Origin of the sequence: Streptomyces sp. NPDC008163, assembly GCF_042956885.1 — a bacterium.
Lineage (GTDB): Bacteria > Actinomycetota > Actinomycetes > Streptomycetales > Streptomycetaceae > Streptomyces > Streptomyces drozdowiczii_A.
In genome coordinates, this window is record NZ_JBIBHG010000020.1 from 35,431 (window position 1) to 54,386 (window position 18,956).

Annotated in this window: 14 protein-coding genes and 6 pseudogenes; 11 read left to right on the forward strand and 9 right to left on the reverse strand. The window is 67.2% G+C overall.

Annotation, left to right across the window (positions count from 1 at the left end; translation table 11 throughout):
- Window positions 1–130 precede the first annotated feature (130 nt).
- A pseudogene (locus ACFZAT_RS32225) lies at window positions 131–256 on the reverse strand (hypothetical protein); the annotation flags it as partial.
- Window positions 257–295: 39 nt separating this feature from the next.
- Complete coding sequence (locus tag ACFZAT_RS32230) at window positions 296–772, reverse strand: DUF6003 family protein (RefSeq protein WP_391269284.1); 477 nt, start codon at window positions 770–772, stop codon at window positions 296–298.
- A gap of 222 nt (window positions 773–994) precedes the next feature.
- Here ACFZAT_RS32230 and ACFZAT_RS32235 point away from each other — a divergent pair.
- Window positions 995–1,405 (forward strand): annotated as a pseudogene (locus ACFZAT_RS32235) (PRC-barrel domain containing protein).
- A gap of 169 nt (window positions 1,406–1,574) precedes the next feature.
- Here ACFZAT_RS32235 and ACFZAT_RS32240 read toward each other — a convergent pair.
- A complete protein-coding gene (locus tag ACFZAT_RS32240) occupies window positions 1,575–2,027 on the reverse strand; it encodes a peptidase inhibitor family I36 protein (RefSeq protein ID WP_391269331.1) in 453 nt (150 codons plus the stop codon).
- Here ACFZAT_RS32240 and ACFZAT_RS32245 point away from each other — a divergent pair.
- The 4 genes and pseudogenes from ACFZAT_RS32245 to ACFZAT_RS32260 all read left to right on the forward strand — a co-directional run bounded on the left by ACFZAT_RS32245 (window position 1,981) and on the right by ACFZAT_RS32260 (window position 4,681).
- A complete protein-coding gene (locus ACFZAT_RS32245; protein ID WP_391269334.1) occupies window positions 1,981–2,112 on the forward strand; it encodes a hypothetical protein in 132 nt (43 codons plus the stop codon). The two genes, ACFZAT_RS32240 and ACFZAT_RS32245, sit on opposite strands and share 47 nt — an antisense overlap.
- A gap of 91 nt (window positions 2,113–2,203) precedes the next feature.
- Window positions 2,204–2,473: an integrase core domain-containing protein gene (locus ACFZAT_RS32250; RefSeq protein WP_391269286.1), complete on the forward strand. Its 270-nt coding sequence runs from the start codon at window positions 2,204–2,206 to the stop codon at window positions 2,471–2,473.
- A 6-nt stretch (window positions 2,474–2,479) separates the two neighbouring features.
- Window positions 2,480–2,741: pseudogene (locus ACFZAT_RS32255) on the forward strand (IS5/IS1182 family transposase); the annotation flags it as partial.
- A 245-nt stretch (window positions 2,742–2,986) separates the two neighbouring features.
- The gene (locus tag ACFZAT_RS32260; RefSeq protein ID WP_391269288.1) at window positions 2,987–4,681 is read left to right on the forward strand and encodes a RecQ family ATP-dependent DNA helicase; all 1,695 of its coding nucleotides are present in this window, start codon (window positions 2,987–2,989) and stop codon (window positions 4,679–4,681) included.
- A gap of 77 nt (window positions 4,682–4,758) precedes the next feature.
- Here ACFZAT_RS32260 and ACFZAT_RS32265 read toward each other — a convergent pair whose 3' ends face one another.
- Entirely contained in the window at window positions 4,759–4,887 is a 129-nt protein-coding gene (locus ACFZAT_RS32265) for a hypothetical protein (RefSeq protein ID WP_391269290.1), read from the reverse strand.
- 215 nt (window positions 4,888–5,102) lie between these two features.
- Between ACFZAT_RS32265 and ACFZAT_RS32270 the strand changes: the two are divergent.
- From ACFZAT_RS32270 to ACFZAT_RS32280, 3 genes and pseudogenes are all read left to right on the forward strand, one after another.
- Window positions 5,103–5,378, forward strand: a pseudogene (locus ACFZAT_RS32270) (relaxase domain-containing protein); the annotation flags it as partial.
- 117 nt (window positions 5,379–5,495) lie between these two features.
- Window positions 5,496–5,735: pseudogene (locus ACFZAT_RS32275) on the forward strand (transposase); the annotation flags it as partial.
- A 1,004-nt stretch (window positions 5,736–6,739) separates the two neighbouring features.
- Window positions 6,740–7,201 (forward strand): hypothetical protein, encoded by a 462-nt coding sequence (locus tag ACFZAT_RS32280; protein WP_391269292.1) that lies wholly within the window; start codon window positions 6,740–6,742, stop codon window positions 7,199–7,201.
- 70 nt (window positions 7,202–7,271) lie between these two features.
- Here ACFZAT_RS32280 and ACFZAT_RS32285 read toward each other — a convergent pair whose 3' ends face one another.
- Window positions 7,272–7,673, reverse strand: a complete 402-nt coding sequence (locus ACFZAT_RS32285) for a DUF5958 family protein (RefSeq protein ID WP_391269294.1) — start codon at window positions 7,671–7,673, stop codon at window positions 7,272–7,274.
- Between the two features lie 2 nt (window positions 7,674–7,675).
- Complete coding sequence (locus tag ACFZAT_RS32290; RefSeq protein ID WP_391269296.1) at window positions 7,676–8,302, reverse strand: DUF6000 family protein; 627 nt, start codon at window positions 8,300–8,302, stop codon at window positions 7,676–7,678.
- A gap of 101 nt (window positions 8,303–8,403) precedes the next feature.
- On the opposite strand from ACFZAT_RS32290, the gene ACFZAT_RS32295 reads away from it, so the two are divergent.
- Window positions 8,404–8,676, forward strand: coding sequence for a hypothetical protein (locus tag ACFZAT_RS32295; RefSeq protein ID WP_391269298.1), 273 nt, complete (start codon window positions 8,404–8,406; stop codon window positions 8,674–8,676).
- Here ACFZAT_RS32295 and ACFZAT_RS32300 read toward each other — a convergent pair.
- Window positions 8,666–9,541, reverse strand: a complete 876-nt coding sequence (locus ACFZAT_RS32300; protein WP_391269299.1) for an acyl-CoA thioester hydrolase/BAAT C-terminal domain-containing protein — start codon at window positions 9,539–9,541, stop codon at window positions 8,666–8,668. The genes ACFZAT_RS32295 and ACFZAT_RS32300 overlap by 11 nt on opposite strands.
- A gap of 189 nt (window positions 9,542–9,730) precedes the next feature.
- On the opposite strand from ACFZAT_RS32300, the pseudogene ACFZAT_RS32305 reads away from it, so the two are divergent.
- Window positions 9,731–10,911, forward strand: a pseudogene (locus ACFZAT_RS32305) (IS701 family transposase).
- 163 nt (window positions 10,912–11,074) lie between these two features.
- Here ACFZAT_RS32305 and ACFZAT_RS32310 read toward each other — a convergent pair.
- A complete protein-coding gene (locus ACFZAT_RS32310) occupies window positions 11,075–12,949 on the reverse strand; it encodes a hypothetical protein (protein WP_391269301.1) in 1,875 nt (624 codons plus the stop codon).
- 909 nt (window positions 12,950–13,858) lie between these two features.
- Entirely contained in the window at window positions 13,859–14,437 is a 579-nt protein-coding gene (locus tag ACFZAT_RS32315) for a DUF1524 domain-containing protein (RefSeq protein ID WP_391269303.1), read from the reverse strand.
- A gap of 779 nt (window positions 14,438–15,216) precedes the next feature.
- On the opposite strand from ACFZAT_RS32315, the gene ACFZAT_RS32320 reads away from it, so the two are divergent.
- A complete protein-coding gene (locus ACFZAT_RS32320) occupies window positions 15,217–18,810 on the forward strand; it encodes a LamG-like jellyroll fold domain-containing protein (protein WP_391269305.1) in 3,594 nt (1,197 codons plus the stop codon).
- The last annotated feature ends 146 nt before the right edge of the window (window positions 18,811–18,956 follow it).

Below are 18,956 nucleotides of genomic sequence, written 5' to 3' on the forward strand. Positions count from 1 at the left end.
AGGGGCGATCGAACCTCTCATCACGGTCCCCGGCCCGCGACGCCCGCCCTCCTTGCGGACGTATCACCACGCTCTCCGGCCACCCGCAGGAACAGCTCCCACAACCTCAGGCGCCTTCCCATCCGCTACCTCATCCGCTCAACAAGGCTTGCCATGTCCTGGACAACAAGCCACTACGCCAAACGAAACGACGTCTAAAGCGCCGGCTCTTGCGGTCGACGTGCCCGCACCGGTGGCAGGACTGCGACGTGTAGGCAGGGCTGACACGGTCACGTCACGCCGTATCCGTGACCGATCAGGAGCGAGGTGCGGTCGGCAGGGCCGCAGGGTCCACTCCGGAGAGTTCGACGATGCGGTGCGCCGGGAGGCCGGCGGCCAGAGCTTTGTGGAGCAGGGCGTCGCGCCCCTCCTTGCTGTCACGGTAAGACAGCAGTTCCTTCTCGACGGCCGCCACCTGGTCGGTGGCGGCAGCCCGGCGTACCCGCTCCAGCTCCTCCTCGGTCAGCGGCACCGGGAGCCGTTCTACTCCCTCGGGAATCATCCCGGTCTCTTCGGGCGGCACAACGCGTAGCGCCGGAGACGCGGCATCGGTCTGGTGGGCATCGAGCCAGGCCCGCACGGCCGGTGTCTGCAGGCACTCCAGCTCTCCGGCAGGGAGACCGGCATCGCCTGCCAGCCCGAGCCCGGGGCACCGTCGGCGAGGAAGAGATAAGCGTCGTCGGTCATGATGGGTCACTCTCCAGCGTCGGCTGTGGCGGTGTTGTGCACCCACTTACCCGCTCTGGCCTAGCCGTATCTGGTTGGCGTGCTGCGATCGACTGTTCGGGTCGTATGCGACACACCATCCCGGGGCCTGAAGGTGCCCCTCGCACTCGTGAAGCTACTGGGCCGTGTCCGAAGCCTTGCCCCTGGGCGCAGGCCACGGCCGAGGCCCGGAGTGGATACAAGAACGCTACTGGGGGAGCCCTCAAACTCGGTTCGGTGTCCGCACGCCATGCTCCGAGGTGCTGCGGGCACACGCCTGCTAATACCGAAAGAGAAACAGAGGGAATGGAAGTTTGAAGCGGAGAATATCCGGGACTGGCGGGACCTTGACGTGGTGGACGTCGAGGGGGACAAGATCGGACCTCTGGAATCCATTTACGTTCCCGCCGCCACCGAACAGCCCGCCTTCGCGGGCGTCGCGATCGGACTACTGACCCGGAGACGGATCGCTTTCGTGCAGCGGGACAAGGGTGTGGTATCACCCTGATATCTAAAGGTGGCGTGGTCGAAGCAGCTCGTCAAGGAAGCCCCATCCATCAATTCCGACGGAGAACTGCTGGCTGAGGAAGAAAGCGGAATCTTCGATCATTACGGCTTGGGTTACGGAACGGGGACCGGTCGTCCGCTGGCCCGACGCTGATCGAGGTACTGGGCCGGGAGCAACGCGCGCAGCGGCGCGGCTGCATGCACCCCGCCCGCCTCGTGGCTGCCTCGACCCGGGCGGCGACTGCCGCCAGATGCGCAGCCGCGCGGTGCCGTCCGGACGGAGCCGGTGGCCTGGGCCCGGGCCGGGTGCCGTCGGTGTTGAGTCAGGCGCCGCAGGGCGTGTCGTAGTTCTTCAACGAGTGCGTGGCGTCGTTCATACCGTAGGAGCGAAGCTCTGCAATCGTGTCGCCTTCGCGTCCAACACAGACGCGGGAACCGGTGTTGTTGTCCTTGGCGTAGACCCTCGCGGTGCGCCCGCTCTTGTTGATGACGGAGCTCCCGGCGCCGCGAATGTAGTCGGGCAGGTGCCGCACCGAACCGTCGGAGGCACGCTTCACGTAGGGCTGCCCGACGAAGTTGATGTCGGGGTAGTTACACACGAACCCGCCTGGGCAGGCGGTCTTGTCCCGGGGGACGACTGCTGTGTTCGGGCTTGTGGCGTGGGCCGGGGTCAGGCCGGTGAGCGAGGCCGCGAGAAGGACAGGGACGGCCGCCGCGAGGAGCGCGCTGGTGCGGGTACGCGGGGTAGCCTTCGTCCTGGACGTGTACTCGCGGATGAACGTCGGCTGGCAGGCCGCGAACCATACGCGGACCGAACTCCCCCTGGGCGCCTTGGATATGGCCCTGTGGCCGGTCGAATGAGAAGGACTCCGGACTGATCCATCACAGCGAACGCGGGTCGCAATACGTATCAATTCGGTATGTCGACCGGCTCGCCGACATCGACGCCTCCGTGTCGGTCGGCTCCGTCGCGGACAGCTATGACAACGCGATGGCCGCGGCGCTGAACGGCACGTTCAAGGCCGAGCTGATCAAGATGCAGGGCCCCTGGAAGGACGTCCACCAGGTCGAGCGCGCGATCTTCCAGTGGGTCAGGTGGTACAACGAAGAACGTTTCCACTCCGCGCCCGACTACCTGCCGCCAGCTGATTCGGACGTGCCTGGCAGAAACTTCCGGCCGACCGCGACGCAAAGGGGCACCGCTCCTTCCCTGCTGACCTGAGTCCTGCGGACCGGGAGTCCATGGCGAAATCTGCCGCACGCTTGTTTCGGGGGGAACCTGTTTACGGTCACTTCGCCGCATCGCAAAACGACGAGGTCTTCGACCAGCTCAACGGTTGCCTGCGGCGCCTGGTCCGGAAGGCCGAAGGCCGCGGGGTCAGCCCAGCGCCTGCGTTCTCCATGCCCAGAGCGTCAAAACCTCGGCCCATGTGCCCGCGGGCGGCCAGGATATCGACGTCCGAAAGGAGATCGCGAGCCGCAGACGTCACACCGTGCCTACCGCTGCTTCCACGTCCGCATGTTCGTGCCCCCGGCTCAAGTGAGGGACGGGCGATCTTGCACGCCGTCGGGGGCGAGGTACTCAGGCGACGGTGCCCGAGCACCGTACAGGCGAACCCGCGGAGCCACTTTGCGCAGTAATCCCGTGCTCGCACTGAGCCAGAGCCCCGATCCGGGGCAGCAGGGGGTGCGGGGCCGCAGTCGAGGGCTTCCGCGCGATCACACGAGGAGCGACATGACCAGTTCGTCATCCCGCCGTCTGCGGCGCAGGGCAAGGGACGTATTCGGCTGGCAGCAGCTGCGGCCGGAGCAGTTGGTGGCGATGGAGGCGGTGATGGAGCAGCGCGACACGCTGGTGGTGATGCCCACGGGCGCCGGGAAGTCGGCCGTCTACCAGGTGCCGGGGTTGCTGCTGCCGGGGCCCACCGTCGTGGTCTCACCGCTGATCGCCCTTCAGCGCGACCAGGTGCAGGGACTGCTACGCCGAGAGGGGGCCGACGCGGCGGCCGTGAACTCGAACCAGACCGAGAGACAGAACGCGGCGGTGTGGGACCAGATCAGCGCCGGTGGTGTCGACTTCCTCTTCCTGGCTCCGGAGCAACTGGTGAAGGAGGAGGTGATCGACCAGCTGGCGGCGGTCCGCCCTGCGTTGTTCGTGGTCGACGAGGCGCAGTGCGTATCAGCCTGGGGGCACGACTTCCGCCCCGAGTACCTGCGGCTGGGACACGTGGTGGAGCGGATCGGACGGCCGCCGGTCCTCGCGCTCACCGCCAGCGCCGCCGCTCCGGTGCGGAAGGACATCGTGGCGCAGCTCGGCATGCGCGAGGTCCGCGAAATCGTGACCGGCTTCGACAGGCCGAACATCGACTTGGAGGTCATCGCGTTCCGTGACGTGGCGGCCAAGAGGCGGGCCGTCGTGGAACGCGCGGCGGCGGAGGCCAAACCCGGCCTCGTGTACGCGGCGACGCGACGGGAGGCGGAGGACTACGCGGAGGAGCTCGACCTGCTGGGGCTGGACACGGCCGCCTACCACGCAGGGCTCTCGGCGCAGGAGCGCTCGGACGTGCACGACCGCTTCCTGGAGGGAGCGTTGGACATCGTGGTGGCCACATCCGCGTTCGGCATGGGGATCGACAAGCCCGACGTGCGTTTCGTACTGCACGCGTCCGCGCCGGGGTCGCTGGACGCCTACTACCAGGAGATCGGCAGAGCCGGGCGGGACGGCAAACCCTCCCGCGCGATCCTTGCCTACCGGCCCAAGGACCTCGGCCTGCAGCGTTTCTTCGCGAGCGGCCGCCCCGACCAGGACACGGTGACCCAGGTAGCACGGGTGCTGAAGGAGCACGACGGTCCCATGCACCCCGGTCTGCTGCGGAAGCGGACCCGCCTGACGGCGAGCCGGCTCACGGCCGTGGTCAACCTCCTGGAACAGGTGGCCGCCGTACGCACCAACGACGCCGGAGAGCTGGTGCCGACAAAGGGGTTCAGCGCCTCCGAGGCCGCCCGGCTGGCCGCCGAACGAGCCAACGCCCACAAGCGGCTGGAGCGTTCGCGGGTCGACATGATGCGCGGCTACGCCGAAACCAATGGGTGCCGCCGCCGCTTCATGCTCGGGTACTTCGGAGAGGCCTCCCAGGAGGCCGAATCGTGCGGCTCCTGCGACCGATGTACGTCAGCAGAGGCGGACGGGCGGGGTCTCACCATGGGGCCGGAAGTGCTTGCGGGCACCGGCGGGCTGATCGGCGAACCGTCACTCCCGCCGGGGAAGCACACGATCCGGCCGGGTGCGTCGGTACAGCACGAGCGCTGGGGACGCGGCTCGGTGATGAGCGGCGAGAAGGAGAGAGTGACCGTGCTCTTCGACTCAGTCGGCTACCGCACGCTGTCCCTGGCCGTCGCCCGGGAACAGGGGCTGCTCACGCTCCTGTGACGTACGGGGGAGGCCGTACCGGAGCCGCACGTGACCGCGTGCGGCCCGGGCGTGACCACAGTGGTGAGCAGCTGAGGTTACCCCCAGCGAGGTGAGCGCTGGCACTCGTCGCTGCGGCCCCGGACCTCGGCGGAATGGCCGCCGTTGCACTCCATCGAGCCGTTGATGGAACGGATCGTCTCACCGAAGCCGACGCCGTTCACCATGGCGTCACAAGCAGACCCGGCTGCTCGGCCGCGATCGCACCTTCCGGCCGCAGGGCGTCACGGGTCGTGCTGTGGGCGCTGGGCGACGCCACCGTGCGCGGGGTCATCGAACGGACCCACGAGCGGGCCGTGACCACAGTGCTGCGCCGGCTGAAGGACGAGGTCGCGAAGATCCGGTGGGCGTCGGGCCGCAGCCGCGGGAAGCGCCCGCGCTCGTGGTCGCGGCGTTCCGGCACTTCGATAACCGCGGGGGGCTGCCGCTTCGGCACGAGCACTGCCTGATGCTCAACCGCGTCCAGCGCACGGGCACCGACGCCGATCCGTTCTGGGGCGCCCTGGACACCTACCGCCTCCACCAGCACGTCGTGGCCGCCGGCACGCTCTACACCCTCACCATGACGACCGAGGTGTGTGAGGAGCTCGGGCTGACGACCGTGCCTCGGGAGGTCACGCCGGGCCTGCGCCCCGTCGTGGAGATCGCCGGAGTGCCCGAGGACCTCATCAACTGGTCAGCGTCCCGCCGGCAGCGCATCGAGGGACGCCCTGGAAGTGCTCACCGGCAAGTACGTGAAGGACCACGGTCATTTGCCCGGCGACCGCCACCGAGCGCCCGCCTGGGCATCGATGTCGAAGTCACCCGCCGTGATCCCGCCCAGCAAGGCTTCAAGGTGATTCCGCGACGCTGGATCGTCGAGCGGACCTTCGGCTGGCTCATGCGTCACCGCCGTCCCGCCCTCGACTACGAAACCCACCCCCACCGCTCTGAAGCCATGATCAAGGTGGCCATGGTCGACCTCATGAGCCGACGACTCACCCACGAATCCACCTCGAACTGGCGCGACTCCTGAGTCAGGAGAAAGCGCCCTGAGCAGGGCAGTGCCAGTCGGCCGAGTCGATCACGTTCTCGTCCGCGTCACTGAGGTGGAAGCATTTTCCGCTGACCCACACCGTGATCGACTCGGGCCGATGGTCGACCTGGAATGGTTCGTCCTCCCGCAGAGTTCTGGACCATGAGCCATCCGCTGCAGGCGAGTGGGTGACAACGACCCACGTCTGCTTCGGGAGCATCTGGTGCGTCTCTGCCCAGGGCTCCACGGTCAACTCCAGCGCGGACTCACCTCCATTACAGATCAGCAGCCGCGCTGTTCCGACACTGCCCATTCCCCGCACCCCTCCTTGCCTCTACGGGCGATCCCGCCCGCAGCTGCAGATTACGGGCCCGCACGACCCGATCGTCACGCACGACTACCTGAAGCCGCTCTGCCACCCGAGATATCAAACAGCCCTGCCGGGACAAAACACTCTTCGAGAGCAGGAGTAGAGAGACGTGTGTGATGGATGCGGCGGTCAAAGAGGCTGCCGTAGCTCGGTTCCTCCGCGAGTTTCCGCAGATGGAGCAGGCTGTATGCGATCACCGCGCGCTGCTGGGCTGCTGCTCGCTGATCTCCTTCATGCTGCTCCTGCCGTCCAGCCGATGAGCTCGGTTCGTGCCCGTTCGACCCTTCAGCCATCCGGCGGACCGGGTTCTTCGACTTCCGCGGCTACCACGAGCTCAACCCCGAGCGCGGGCGCTCCTGACTCTGTCCGCTGCTCCCTCCTGCGCCCCGACCCCGCTCAGCGCGGCCGCTTGGTGGAGATCCGCGACAACCTCCTCGACCGGATCGCCGAAGCCGAGAATGAGGGGCTGGCTCGGCGAAATCGAGGGCCTGCGCGTCAGCCTCGCCGGCGCCGAATCCAGAATCGACCAGATCGACTCCGCGTCCGGCAGCGTGGCGATCAACCTTGGCATGTTGCGCAAGGCCCCGGCTCACCCCGCCCAGAAAGGGAGCAGGGTCGCTGAGACAATCGCGGGATGATCAGCAATGAGATCCGGTTCGATTGCCAGCGCCGTGGCGACAGGGGTCCGCTCGTGGTCGTCCCTCACATCGACGGAGCACCACTCACCGAGCTGATCGATGAGTACGAGATCGCGGCCGGGATGCAGCCTGCAGGTGATGCCTACGGTGGTCTGATTCCGGAGTTCTACCGGTTCGGACCGATGCAGGACCACTTCCTCGGACTGTCCACCAGCGCGATGGGGCCGAAAACCCCCGTCCTCGGTTGTGAATGCGGTGAGTGGGGGTGCTGGCCGCTCATGGCCCGCATCACCGCGACAGCGGATCTCGTAACCTGGGAAGCCTTCGAGCAACCCCACCGCAAGACCCGCGACTACGTGGCATTCGGTCCGTTCCAGTTCGACCGCCACCAATACGATGACGCATTGCACGCCCTGAGTGCGGTGATTGGCTCCGCCGCCGACGACACGAGCGCATGAACACTGCCGTCAGTCCGTCTTGCCGCACATGGAGTCCAGGGGGCGGAGGCCAGCGGCGGGGGACTCGTCCTCACCCGTCGGCGACGGGCAGGTTGTGCCACCAGTGACTGCATCCGCCGGAGCAGAAGCGTTCGCGGCGCCGTTCGTCTGCGACCGCGAGGACCTCGACCAGTAGCCGGAACGCCTTGCGTCGTTCGTCGACAGGGGTGAGGCCGGCGATCTTCCCCAGTTGCTGGCCGATCGGGCCGCAGGTGATCAAGACCGCCGGGGTGTGCGTCGGGCGCAGCCCGGCACGTCGGATGCTCTCCGGCCCGTCTTCGGTGACGGCGCGCGCCTGCACGCAGTGATGGCGCAGGAACAGGAGTATCTGGGCCTGCTCCTGCGGGCTGTGGGTGTCGAACCACTCGATGCCCTGTGACATCGGGCGCAGTCCTTGGGCGAGTTCGTTGAGGATGATGTCCCGCTCGGTCATGATCAGCTCCCGCAGGCCAGCGAGGCGAAGACCTCAGCGGTCTCGTCGACGAAAGCGCACAGTTGCTGCACGGCCTGCCGACAGTCATGCGGGTCGAGAGCCGCCACGGCCCGGACTTCGAGCCATCGGTCCCAGGGACCGGCCGGGGCAAGGAACCGTGTCGTGTACTCGGAGCCGAGAATCTCATCGAGGTACAGAAGCGTCCCAAGGACGATTGCCTGGTCGTAGTCGAGGTCGGGACGCGACAAGTAGTGGTCAAGGTATGCGCTGAGCAGTTCGGCATCCGCTGCAGTACCGAACTTCGCAAGGGCGACGCAGTACGCCGCGCCCGCATACGGCCCCTCACTGGCAAGCAGGAGCCGGCCTATGAGCTCGCGGAACTCGGACCTGTGGGCCACAGCAACCAGCCAGGCGGCAGTCTTGCGCTCGCGCCATCCACCCTCGAGGAGGACGCCGAGCTCCGCCGGAGTGATTTCGTACGCAGCCTGAGCCAGATCCCGCACAAACGCGGAGCGTTCGACCGGGCTCAACCGGAAAACGCTCCCGCCCAACCGAAGGTATCGCCGGTCAGGCGTGACGAACCGCCGAACCAGATCCTGCAACTCGGGATCGCTCTGGACATCACGCATAGCCGCATCCTGGCCCGGGACGGTACCCATGTGCCACAGGTTTGCCGACTGCCGCAACGGACCGGAGTTACTAGTTCAGAGAAGCCTGCATCCGCTTCCCCATGCTGCGGATCGACCCGAGACAACGGCAGCGACTGATCGAAATCATCCACAGCCTCAACGACCGCATCAGAGAGGCCATGTCGAACGGCTGGCTCGGCGAGGCGGAAGCGCTCCAGGTCAGCCTCGAAGCCGCAGGTAAGGAACTGGCCGCCCTGGACCGCGCTGCTACGCGCGTCTCAACCCGCATCGCCGATCTCGGGATCCCCGCAGATCAGGAACCGAAAGGGGACCTCGTGACCAGGACACATCGGACTCTCGTCCTCAGCCGGTAAGCACGGATGGGCTCCCGCCGGCGAGCGCGTCAAGGATATGAGGCCATGCAGCCTTGCCGAGGAGCGCGTCAGCTTCAGGCGTGCCTCCGTACTGAAAGTGCGGGGACGCTGATGCGGGGCTCTCGCCAGGAAGACGCGGTCGGTGTCCGGCATCATCGCGCGCGATCAGACGCACGGTGGCTCTGGCCGAGCGCCGGCGTTGGGCGAGTTGTTCGGCGAAGGGCAGCGACGGCCACATCGCGTCGTCGCCGCCCGCAACCAGCAGCAGGTCGGCTCTGGCGGCCTCCACGGGAATCTCTGCCGGCGGAAGGAGGTGAGCGAAGGTCCGATCGCTGAGTTCGTACCACCTGCGGATGGCGACGGGCCCGCTGTCCGGCTCCGAGGGAGTCCACGAGTCGTCCATAGGGACAAAAGGTAGTGGCTGCCCCTGCCACGTCCAGGACGAGCGATACGGGTGATGCGCTCCGTCACGTCCTGGACCGACGTTGCACCAGACCCGCGAGGTAGGCGACAACGCGACGACTATGTCCACGCGGTGGTCGTGCACCGCCGTGAGCAAAGCTGCTTCAGCTCCTTTGGAAACGCCAAGAATCCCGATGCGTCGCGCTCCCTCACGTTGAAGGACGTCGACGGCGGTGGTGAAGGTCTCCAAGGGGACTTCGCAGATGCCCGGACTCTGCCCTGGCCCACCGAACCAACGGATCGCCAGGGCTGTGACTCCTTGCCGAGCCAGGACGCGCGCCCGCTGGCGTTCGATGCGCCCGCTGGATCCTGCCAGGACCAGCACTCCGACGTCACTGCCATGGGCAGGAGCGACGAGAAGTCCTTCCCACGGATCGGCCAGCTCGTGCTCAGTGATCTCCACGCGCGCTTCCTGCCTCCACAGCTCTCATAACCCACCGTCCAGCACGCGGCGCGCGGCCACCTACCAAAGCCACCGCGCCCTGCCTCCACTCACATGGAGGTCTCCATCATGACGCCCCACATGCCACCTGAGTTAGTACTGCAACGGTCCTTGCCGTGACGGTTGGGCAGGTGGTTCGTTGGTCTGCTCATGGGTGGGGAAGTCTTTGATGCCCGGTCATGGGCGGGTGAGCTGAAGGCTCTGCATGATCGGTTCGTGCACCGTTTTGCGAGGTCGGAGCCGCGTGATTCGGCACTCGCGTATATGCGTGGGCTGATCGCTCCGCTGGAGCGGAAGAATGGCTGGACGCTGGCGGAGGAGGCCGGGCATGCGGGTCCGGACCGGATCCATCGGCTGCTGAACCGGATCGACTGGGACGCGGGCGAGGTCCTGGACGATGTGCGCGAGTACGTCGTGGAGCACCTGGGCGACCCGGGTGCGGTGCTGATCGTGGACGACACCGGTTTTCTGAAGAAGGGGGTGCGTTCGGCCGGGGTCCAGCGGCAGTATTCCGGCACGGCCGGGCGGACGGAGAACTGCCAGGTCGGAGTGTTCCTCGCCTATGCCGCTGGCCGCGGCCGCACCCTGATCGACCGGCGTCTCTACCTGCCGGCCTCCTGGACCGACGACCGGGAACGGTGCCGGCGGGCCGGTATCGGCGACGAGGTCGTCTTCGACACGAAGGTCGCCATGGCCCGGGCCATGGTCCGCCGGGCAATCGAGGAGAAGATCCCGTTCGGGTGGGTGACCGCGGACGCCGGCTACGGCTACTCCAAGAGCTGGCGGACCGAGCGGGAACGGGCGGACGTATTCCACGTCATGGCCACCACCCGGCACGACACCGTCGTCACCCGCTGGGCCATGGACCATCCCGTCCACGACCTGTTCCATGATCTGCCCCGGCAGAAGTGGAAGCGCCGGTCCTGCGGAAACGGCTCGCACGGGCCCCGGGTCTTCGACTGGGCGAGAGTGGAGGTCAGGCCCTGGCACCGGGACGACCGGCGGCACTGGGTGATCGCCCGCCGCAGCGTCCGCCGGCCCGAGGAGGCCTACTACATCGCCTACTGCCCCGCCGACACCACACTCGACCAGCTGATCCACATCGCCGGCAGCCGCTGGGCGGTCGAAGAATGCTTCCAGACGGCCAAGCAGGAATGCGGCCTGGACGACTACCAGGTCCGCCGCTACCCAGGCTGGCACCGCCACATCACTCTGGCCATGGCCGCCCACGCCTGCCTGACCGTCCTGCGGGCCCGCGAACTCGGCGCCGGGAAAGCAGAAACGGATCCTCCGGCCTCGTCCCGCTGAGCTCCCCGAACTCAGACGCCTGATCCACCGGCTCACCCACCGCCGGCCGGCCTCGATCGACCACGTCCTGCACTGGTCGACCTGGCGACGCCGACGACAGCACCAAGCCCGAATCTGCCACTACCAACGACGCGGCCACACACCACCCGAACCTGCCCAACCATCAGGGGAAAGACCGTTGCAGTACTAGGGCTTGTAGGCCGTGCTGCCTGACAGACGGTCCCGGGCCCACGCATCGCATCGATCGCGGTGCGCCTCGTGCTGATCAGCTACGGGCGTTCCTTCTGCGAGTGCGGTGAGGCTGGACAGCAGCGCCCCTCCCGCTAGTTGGTGCACGACCGGGGCGACGCTGGCTGCGGCGGCCGCGGTGACTGGGCCGCCGTGGGCGAGGGCGTTGCGGACCAGCCGCAGGCGGCCCAGGGTTCGCGTCCACCGGTTCTCCAGGTCCGTGTACCAGGCTCGTACGCCTTCAGGGGCCGAGATCCGGTGGGCCGCGGCGGCCGTCCGGCGATGCTGCAGGGTGCGTTCCGGGAGAGCAGCTGCCAACGCAGGAAGTTCGGCAGCCACCTGGGCCATGTCAGCATGGGATCCCCAGCCTCGATGACACAGCAGCTTGTCACGGATCGCAGTGACCGCTTCCTCTTCCGGCCGGCTCCACCAGTGATGGTCATCGCATGCACGCCACACCACATCGAACAGCTCGGACGTCATGGAGCGCCGGATCCATGCGTTCTTGTGGTAGGCGTCGAGATACCCGTACCACGTCTGCCCATGCCCGCACACCGTCCCTGTCACGGTCTCCAAGATGCGCACATCCAGCAGTACTGAGGCGTGCGGGGGTTGCACTCCCGAGGCCTTCCACCAGCCGATGGCATCGACCACACCGGACAGGTTTGCAAGCCCGGATGCTAGGTGCGGAGCTACGCGTGGTGCCATCTCGGACAGGCGTCTCGAAGTGATTTCCATCGGCCCGTAAGGCATTCGAGCGTCGATGTCCTCGTCGAGCCGACTGAACACCTTCCAGCCGCAGTCACCATAGGCGGCATGGATGTAGCCCTCGTAGAGCTCCCAGCCATGCCGGTCCTCAGGGAATGTGGCCGCCAGAATCAACGACTGCACCAGGACACGGGAGTCAGCCGGTGCATCGGCCCGGGCTCCGGAACCCAAATCGACTCTGGCTATCACCACATCCCTTCCCTCGGGCAGCATCTCAGCGGGAAAGAAGCCGTCGTCGGCCGTTGCCTCGGCAGGCAGGTCGCTCTTGGACGGCCCGTCATTGAGCAGGTTCCCGCGCAACCACTCGCTGTCGTACAACGTGACGGGTCCGTACTCCTCGACCATCTTGCTGGTCGCCGCCCGTCTGAATGCGTGCCACACCACATGATGGGCCGTGAGGGGCTGAGCCACCACTAGCCGGCCACACAGATCAGCGCGCGCCTGCGCGCTCCACCCGGCCGCAGACCCCACGATGTCTCTCAACGGTGCAGTGACATCGAGATCGCCCAGCCAAACCTGGGCCCGCTGCACGGACACTGCGTCATCGCGCATCACCCCGGACAACTGTCGGCACACCTGCTCCGCCTGACGCTGTGAGCGCTGCAACAACACGTACAGCAGTTTCCGGTACTGGTCGAGTGCGTCGAAGCCGACACCGTCGCGCGCCGAGCCCACCAAGTCCTGCCACGCCGCGGGCAACAACTGCCCACTATCAGCCTGCATGAGCAGCTCATCGGCCAGCCGCGCCGCCTTGGCGATACTGTCCGCAGCGCTGGCGTTCGGCGGCGTCGAAAGTGCGGAAAGGAGCTCGGAGAGACGAGGCTCCAACTGGTGCCGTACCGCCTGCCCCAACTGGCTGGCACCATGCGTGAGGTCGGAAATCGCCGCTTCCCAAGGCTGCCGCTGGCGCCCTGTGTAGGGTCCGTCGCCAGCCCGCGCACGCAGCTGCTCCAGCGCCTCCGGCCAGGTCAGCTCCCCCTCCCGCGAGCTAATTCTGATGCCCCGCAGGGCCTGCGCCACCTCATCAGTCCACGTCAGTGCAGCGTGCACCTCACTCTCACCCATGAAGTGCAGTCTGCCACCGCTGTTTGACAGACGGCCCACTGCCGTCTCCGCCGGCCAGCGACCTTGGGGAGTTGGGTGATATGCGGTTCCGGGCTCGGCCGTGCGGCGAGCAGGGCCGGTGACGGCTGGTCGCATGGTGCCCCGTGCCTGCGGTCCCTCTCGTGATCGCGAAGCACCCTGTCCTGCTGCCTCCCTCCCTGACGCCCCTGCGTCCCAGCGCGGTGCTGCCGGATGGCACGGAACCGAAGCCGGTGTTCTTCGATCTGGGCAGCGGCACGCATTTCCACGAGACGAGCGACTGGTGGGTCTACGACGGCGGCACCCCGCGCGCCCTGCACGCGACCGCGCTGCGCGCAGCGTGCTCGTGCGGCTGGCGCGGCACCACCCTGCACCCCGTGGACTGGCAGCAGGTCACTGCCGAGGGCCCGGAGGACTACGACACCCAGGGCCCGCACGACGACTGGACGCGGCACATCGCCGACGTCGAGCACCGGGCCGTCCCCATTCCCGAGGACGGCGCCGCTCTGTCCGACCAGCTGCGTCAGCGCCTGGACTCGTCCTGGCCGTCGACGCGCCCCTGGCCGCTCTCCGGCTCGTCGCCCTTCAGGAGTCCTCGATCGCCGAGGCCGGCGCGGTCGCCGCACACATTGCCCGGGCCGACGACCCGTCCTGGGACACCATCGCCACCGCCCCCGGCGTCACCGACTCAGAGGCCCGCAGCCGCCTGCACCGCTACGCGCGCCACTACTGACCAGGAGGTCGTTAGCTGGGCGGCGTGCGAGGCGTGCAGGACGTGGCGCCGTGCCCGGGCGGGGGTTAGCGGGCGAGGGTGATGGTGACGGGCTTGTTCGGGCAGGGGTCCGTGGCCTCGGTGAGCGTGTTGCGCTCGCTGTCGTCGATGGTGAGCTGCTAGCGGAGCTTGGTGGCGATCCAGTCGGTGAGGTACTGGCAGTGGTAGGGCTGGTACGGGGGCATCCACTCGGCCGGGTCCTGATCGGCCTTCGACCGGTTCGTCGCGGCGGTGACCGCGATCAGGGAGCGGTCCTCGGCGAGGTCGTTCGCGTACGCCTCACGCTCGGCCGGCGTCCAGGCGGAGGCGCCGGAGTCCCAGCTTTCCGCGAGCGGCACGAGGTGGTCGATGTCCAGGGCGCCCGGGTTGTCGACGTAGGTGTTGCTGTAGGGGCTGTACCACTGTCCGCCGGACAGCTTGCACCGCGCACCCTGCTCGGGAGCGACGACCGCCTCGGCCAGGAGGACCTCGTTGCGGGTGTTGCAGCCGTCCTTGTCCGCATCCACCCAGTGCCTGAACTTCGATCGTTCATAGCCGGTGCGGCTCTCGTCCGCGACGGGCAGAGCCTGCAGGGCGTCGGCCAGGGACAGGGTCAGGACGCTGCCTTTCTCGCCCAGGGCCCCGGGTTTTGCGTGGGCGGGGGTGGTGAGAGCGGCGAGCGCGGCAGCAGCGGCCGCGAGGGAGACGAGGATGCGCACGACGCGTCCCTTTCGAAGATCAACACAGAGGGTTCGTGATCTTCGTAGCGGTTCGGTACGCGCCGATCGGGGCGATGCGCCAGGTGTTCACTCCGAAGCGTGGATAGTCAGACCGTTGCCAACTGATGCGTGCGACCGGCAGTGCCACAGCGGTCGGGCTACGGCGATGGTCTACTTCGGCCCGGTTCACGCTGGGCCCCGGTCTCGGCTCTGTACAGAGGCCCTGGTTGACCGGACGTGGCGGGCCGGATTTCGGGTCGCGCTTGGCTCGAATGGTGGAACAGCCGGTAGGGCGGCTCGAGATTCGCTTTCGAGATCTTCTTCGGTCGCACCGCGACTCTGCGGCTGGTCCGGACCGAGAGAACTCGCCGCAACTGGCCTTGAGTAGACGGCCGTTGTTGTCGTGGGTGTCAGCCCTGTGCTGTTTGTGGTGCATACACGGACTGTCATGACCAGTTCCGGACGTAACTCCCCCTTCGCGTGTGCAATTAACTTTTAGTGGCGGATTGATCACTCTTGACGGGGCGGGCCAGGGCCTACATATTTGGCCGACTTGTGTGCAAGCTGTGAACCGTGGGGGCGGGGTTGTGAATGGTGGGGTGTGGCGTCGTGTGCGCCGCCGGGTGTGTGTCCTGGCCGTGTTGTCCGTGGCGTTGGGCGGTCTGCCTGCGCTGAGTGCACCAGCGGTTGCGCAGTCGGCCGCAAGTGCCGCGGCTCAACAGACAGGTACGGCTTCTGCGCAGGAGCGTGCGGTCGAGTCCGGCGAGCGGGTCGAGGTTGTGGATGAGCGCACCGAGCGGGAGACGGTGTACGCCAATCCCGACGGGGTGACGTTCACGATGGAGAAGTCGATTGCCCCGGTGCGGGTGGCCAAGCCGGACGGGGGATGGACGACTCCGGACGCGACACTGGTCGAGCGGCCGGACGGTTCGATCGGCCCCAAGGCGGCCGCGATGGAGCTGTCGTTCTCGCCGGGCGGCAAGGGCCCTGATCTGGTCACGATTGGCGATGACGGGCAGTCGGTGACGCTGGGCTGGCCCGGCACGTTGCCAGCCCCGCGCCTGGACGGTGCACGGGCCGTGTACGACGATGTCCTGCCCGACGTGAATCTGATCATGACCGCGACGGTCGAGGGCTTCCGTCAGGTCCTGGAGGTCGAGACAGCCCAGGCCGCGACGAACCCGGCCCTGAAGAGCATTGCCTACGACCTCAAGGCCGAGAACCTCACTCTGAACCAGGGGCCTGGTGGGGGAGTGGATGCCGTCGATGGTGATGGCAACACGCTCTTCCGCTCCCCAGTGGCGCAGATGTGGAACTCTGCCGGCGACGCGTCCGCGCCTACCGCTGCTGGGGCGAAGCTGTTCACGGCCCCGGCTGCCGGGGGCGACGGCGTGACGGCGGCTGCCGATCCGGTGCCGGCCGGTCCCGAGGAGGAAGGGGACCCGCTGGCCGGTCCCGGAGATGGCGACGAGTCGGCCGTCCTCAACCTCGCGATCGGGGATACGTCGGTGACGGTCACTCCTGACGCGGATCTTGTGGCGGCTACCGCGAGTGACGAGTTCCCCCTCTATATCGACCCGTCGGTCGAGCTGTACGAGTCCGAGCGCACGGTGCTCTCCTCGGACGGTGACACCTTCTACAACTTCGACGGCGGCGAGAACGGGATGAGCGTCGGCAAGTGCGGCCAGGCGGTCATCAACGGCATCTCGTACTACTGCGGCAACGGCTACGTGAACCGCATGTACTTTGAGCTCGCGCCGACGAAGCTGGCCGGCAAGTACATCCTGGACGCCACGTTCTCCGTGACCGAGACCTGGTCGTTCTCTTGCGACGCCCGCTGGGTCGACCTGGAACGCACGAACAACATCTCCAGCACGACGAAGTGGCCCGGTCCCACCAAGCTGGACCAGATGGGTGACCGCTACGTCTCCGCGGGACGCGGCAGCAACTGCGCCCCGTCCCAGCCCCGGGCGCAGATCAACTTCAACGACAACCCGGACGAGAGCGACGAGAACCTGACCGCGACGGTGAGGAGCTTCGCCGCCGGCAACATCTCCCGGCTGACCCTCATGCTGATGGCGAAGCACGAGGACGATCCCATTGCCTGGAAGCGGTTCGACGACGACGCCGTCCTGAGCGTCGACTACATCGGCACCCCCGCCAAGCCCACCAACATCGGCGTGGACAGCGCACCCTACTTCGCAGGCCCGGATGGTGCGCTCCCGCCTCCAAGCCAGAGCTGCGCGACGAGCGAATCGGCCCCGGCCATCAAGAGCAGCCCGACCGTCACGCTCACCGCCACACCGCAGACCGCCAAGGGCGGAGAGAGCGAGGCCAGGCTCCGCGTCTACTTCGACGTCGACCAGAAGAGCGGCAGCACCTGGACAGACACTCCACAGCTGGACGAATCCGTCTACCCATCGACCGGATACGTGGGCGACGGTGTGGAGGTGCCCATGAGGTGGTCCGGCCTCAAGGACGGCACCCTGTACCGCTACCAGGCCTGGACATGGGCCTACAGCGAGAAGGTGCACCTGCTGACGAGCGCGGCGGCCCGCTACTGCTACTTCAAGGTCGACACGACCGCACCCAAACCGCCGACCATCAAGATCAACACCCCGTACACCGCCTGTGCGACGGTATGCGAAGCCCACGGTGCGCCCGGGGTGAAGGCCACGTTCGCGGTTGGCCCCGGCACTGGTGACACGAACGCGAAGTACCAGTACCGCCTCTCCACCGATCCGGCCGGCAAATGGTCCGAGCCGGTGACCGGCAACACCGTCACCATCGGGGTGACCCCGACGGTGTCCGGAGAGAGCATCTTCGCGGTGCGGGCGATGGACTACAACGGGTGGGGCGACGAAGCGCATATGAGCTTCAAGGTCGGTCACGGCGCTGACGCCATCGGGAACTGGAACTTCCTGGAGCAAAGCGGCCCCGCCCTGGACACCTCACCATCCCCCTTCGCGAGCGAGCACAGCGCAACCCTGCAAGCCGGAGCTGCCCGTACAGAGAAGGGCCGGCGCGGCGACGTGACCTGGACCAAATCCGACGGCTCGACGGGCCGAGGCGACAAGGGCCTGCAGCTGGACGGCGCCACAGGCTACGCCTCGACTCCGAAGCAGATCCTGTCGACGAACACGTCGTTCACAGTGGCCGGCTGGGTCCGGCTTGAGGGAACGGCACACAACTACGCCATGATCAGCCAGGACGGTGTCAACCGCAGCCCCTTCAGCCTCGGGTTCGACCAGCCGTCCAAGAAGTGGTCCTTCCGCGCAGTGAATGCCGATGCCCCGGCCGACGGAACCTGGTCGTATGCGAAGGCCGCGTCGGCCAACCCTGCGGCTACCCATGTGTGGACGCATCTGGCAGGTGTGTTCGACGCAGGGGACCCTGATGCAGGCGAAGCTCCGACGTTGAGCCTGTACGTGAACGGTGTCCTTCAGAGCACAGTGCCGTACGCGACACCGTGGGCGGCAACCGGCCCGCTGCAGATCGGCCGCATGCGGTGGTCGGAGACCTACACCGACTACTTCCCGGGCGTCATCGACGAGGTGAGCGTGTGGCAGTCAGCCCGGTCCAAGGACCAGATCGCCAGCGATGCCTCACTGCGCGACGCATCGGGCAAGCCGTTCGTGGAACTCGTCGCCGACTGGAAGCCTGCCGCCACTACGGGATCGAAGGTCCCTGACGGGTCCGATTCCAAGTACGGTCCGGAACTGACCTTGTCGACGGGGGTCTCGTCGGCACCTGCCGGGCAGACGCCGGAAGAGTGGATCTTGAACGGGACGTCCGGCGCGGGTACAGCTGCGGGCCCGTTGGTGGATGATTCCGGTTCCTTCACGGTGACCACCGAGGCAGCCGTCGACTCCGCCGGCATTGCGTCCAAGCCAGTCGGGTACCGGGCACAGATCCTTGGCCAGAGGGCAGGGGCGGGCTCTTCGTGGAGTCTGTGGTTCGAGAAGACCGGGACCGACACGCAGGTGGTCGTGGACGACGACGACCAGCCCGTCCTCGACGGAGACGGCAACCCCAAGACCGAGACCACCCAGGTCGGACGCTGGTACTTCGGCCGCCTCGCCGCCGACGGCACCTCCACGACCGCCGTCGCGAGCAACGAGATCGCAGTCCTCGACACCCCTGTCCGACTGACCGGCATGTTCGACGCGGAGACACAGTCCATCAGCCTCTATCTCGGGGCCAGCGCAATGGGGGACGACAACACCCCGTTCACCGCGGCCGTCGGCAGCGGAAATGTAGAAGCTGGCAAGGGCGCATGGGGCAACTATCTGCCCGGCCGTATCAGCGACATCCGGATCTGGGCGGGCGCCATGAGCGGCCGGGACCAGGTCGAAGAGACAGTCGGCGTATAACCCCTCTGCCGTAAGGCTGGGGCGCCCGCACGGCGCCCCAGCCGGTCCCCTCGCTTGCCGCATCACTGCCGTGTCCTGTCGCGGCCGGACTCTCATGGAGAGATGACACCACCATGCCCAGACCCTTTCGCGGCCACAGGAAGAAC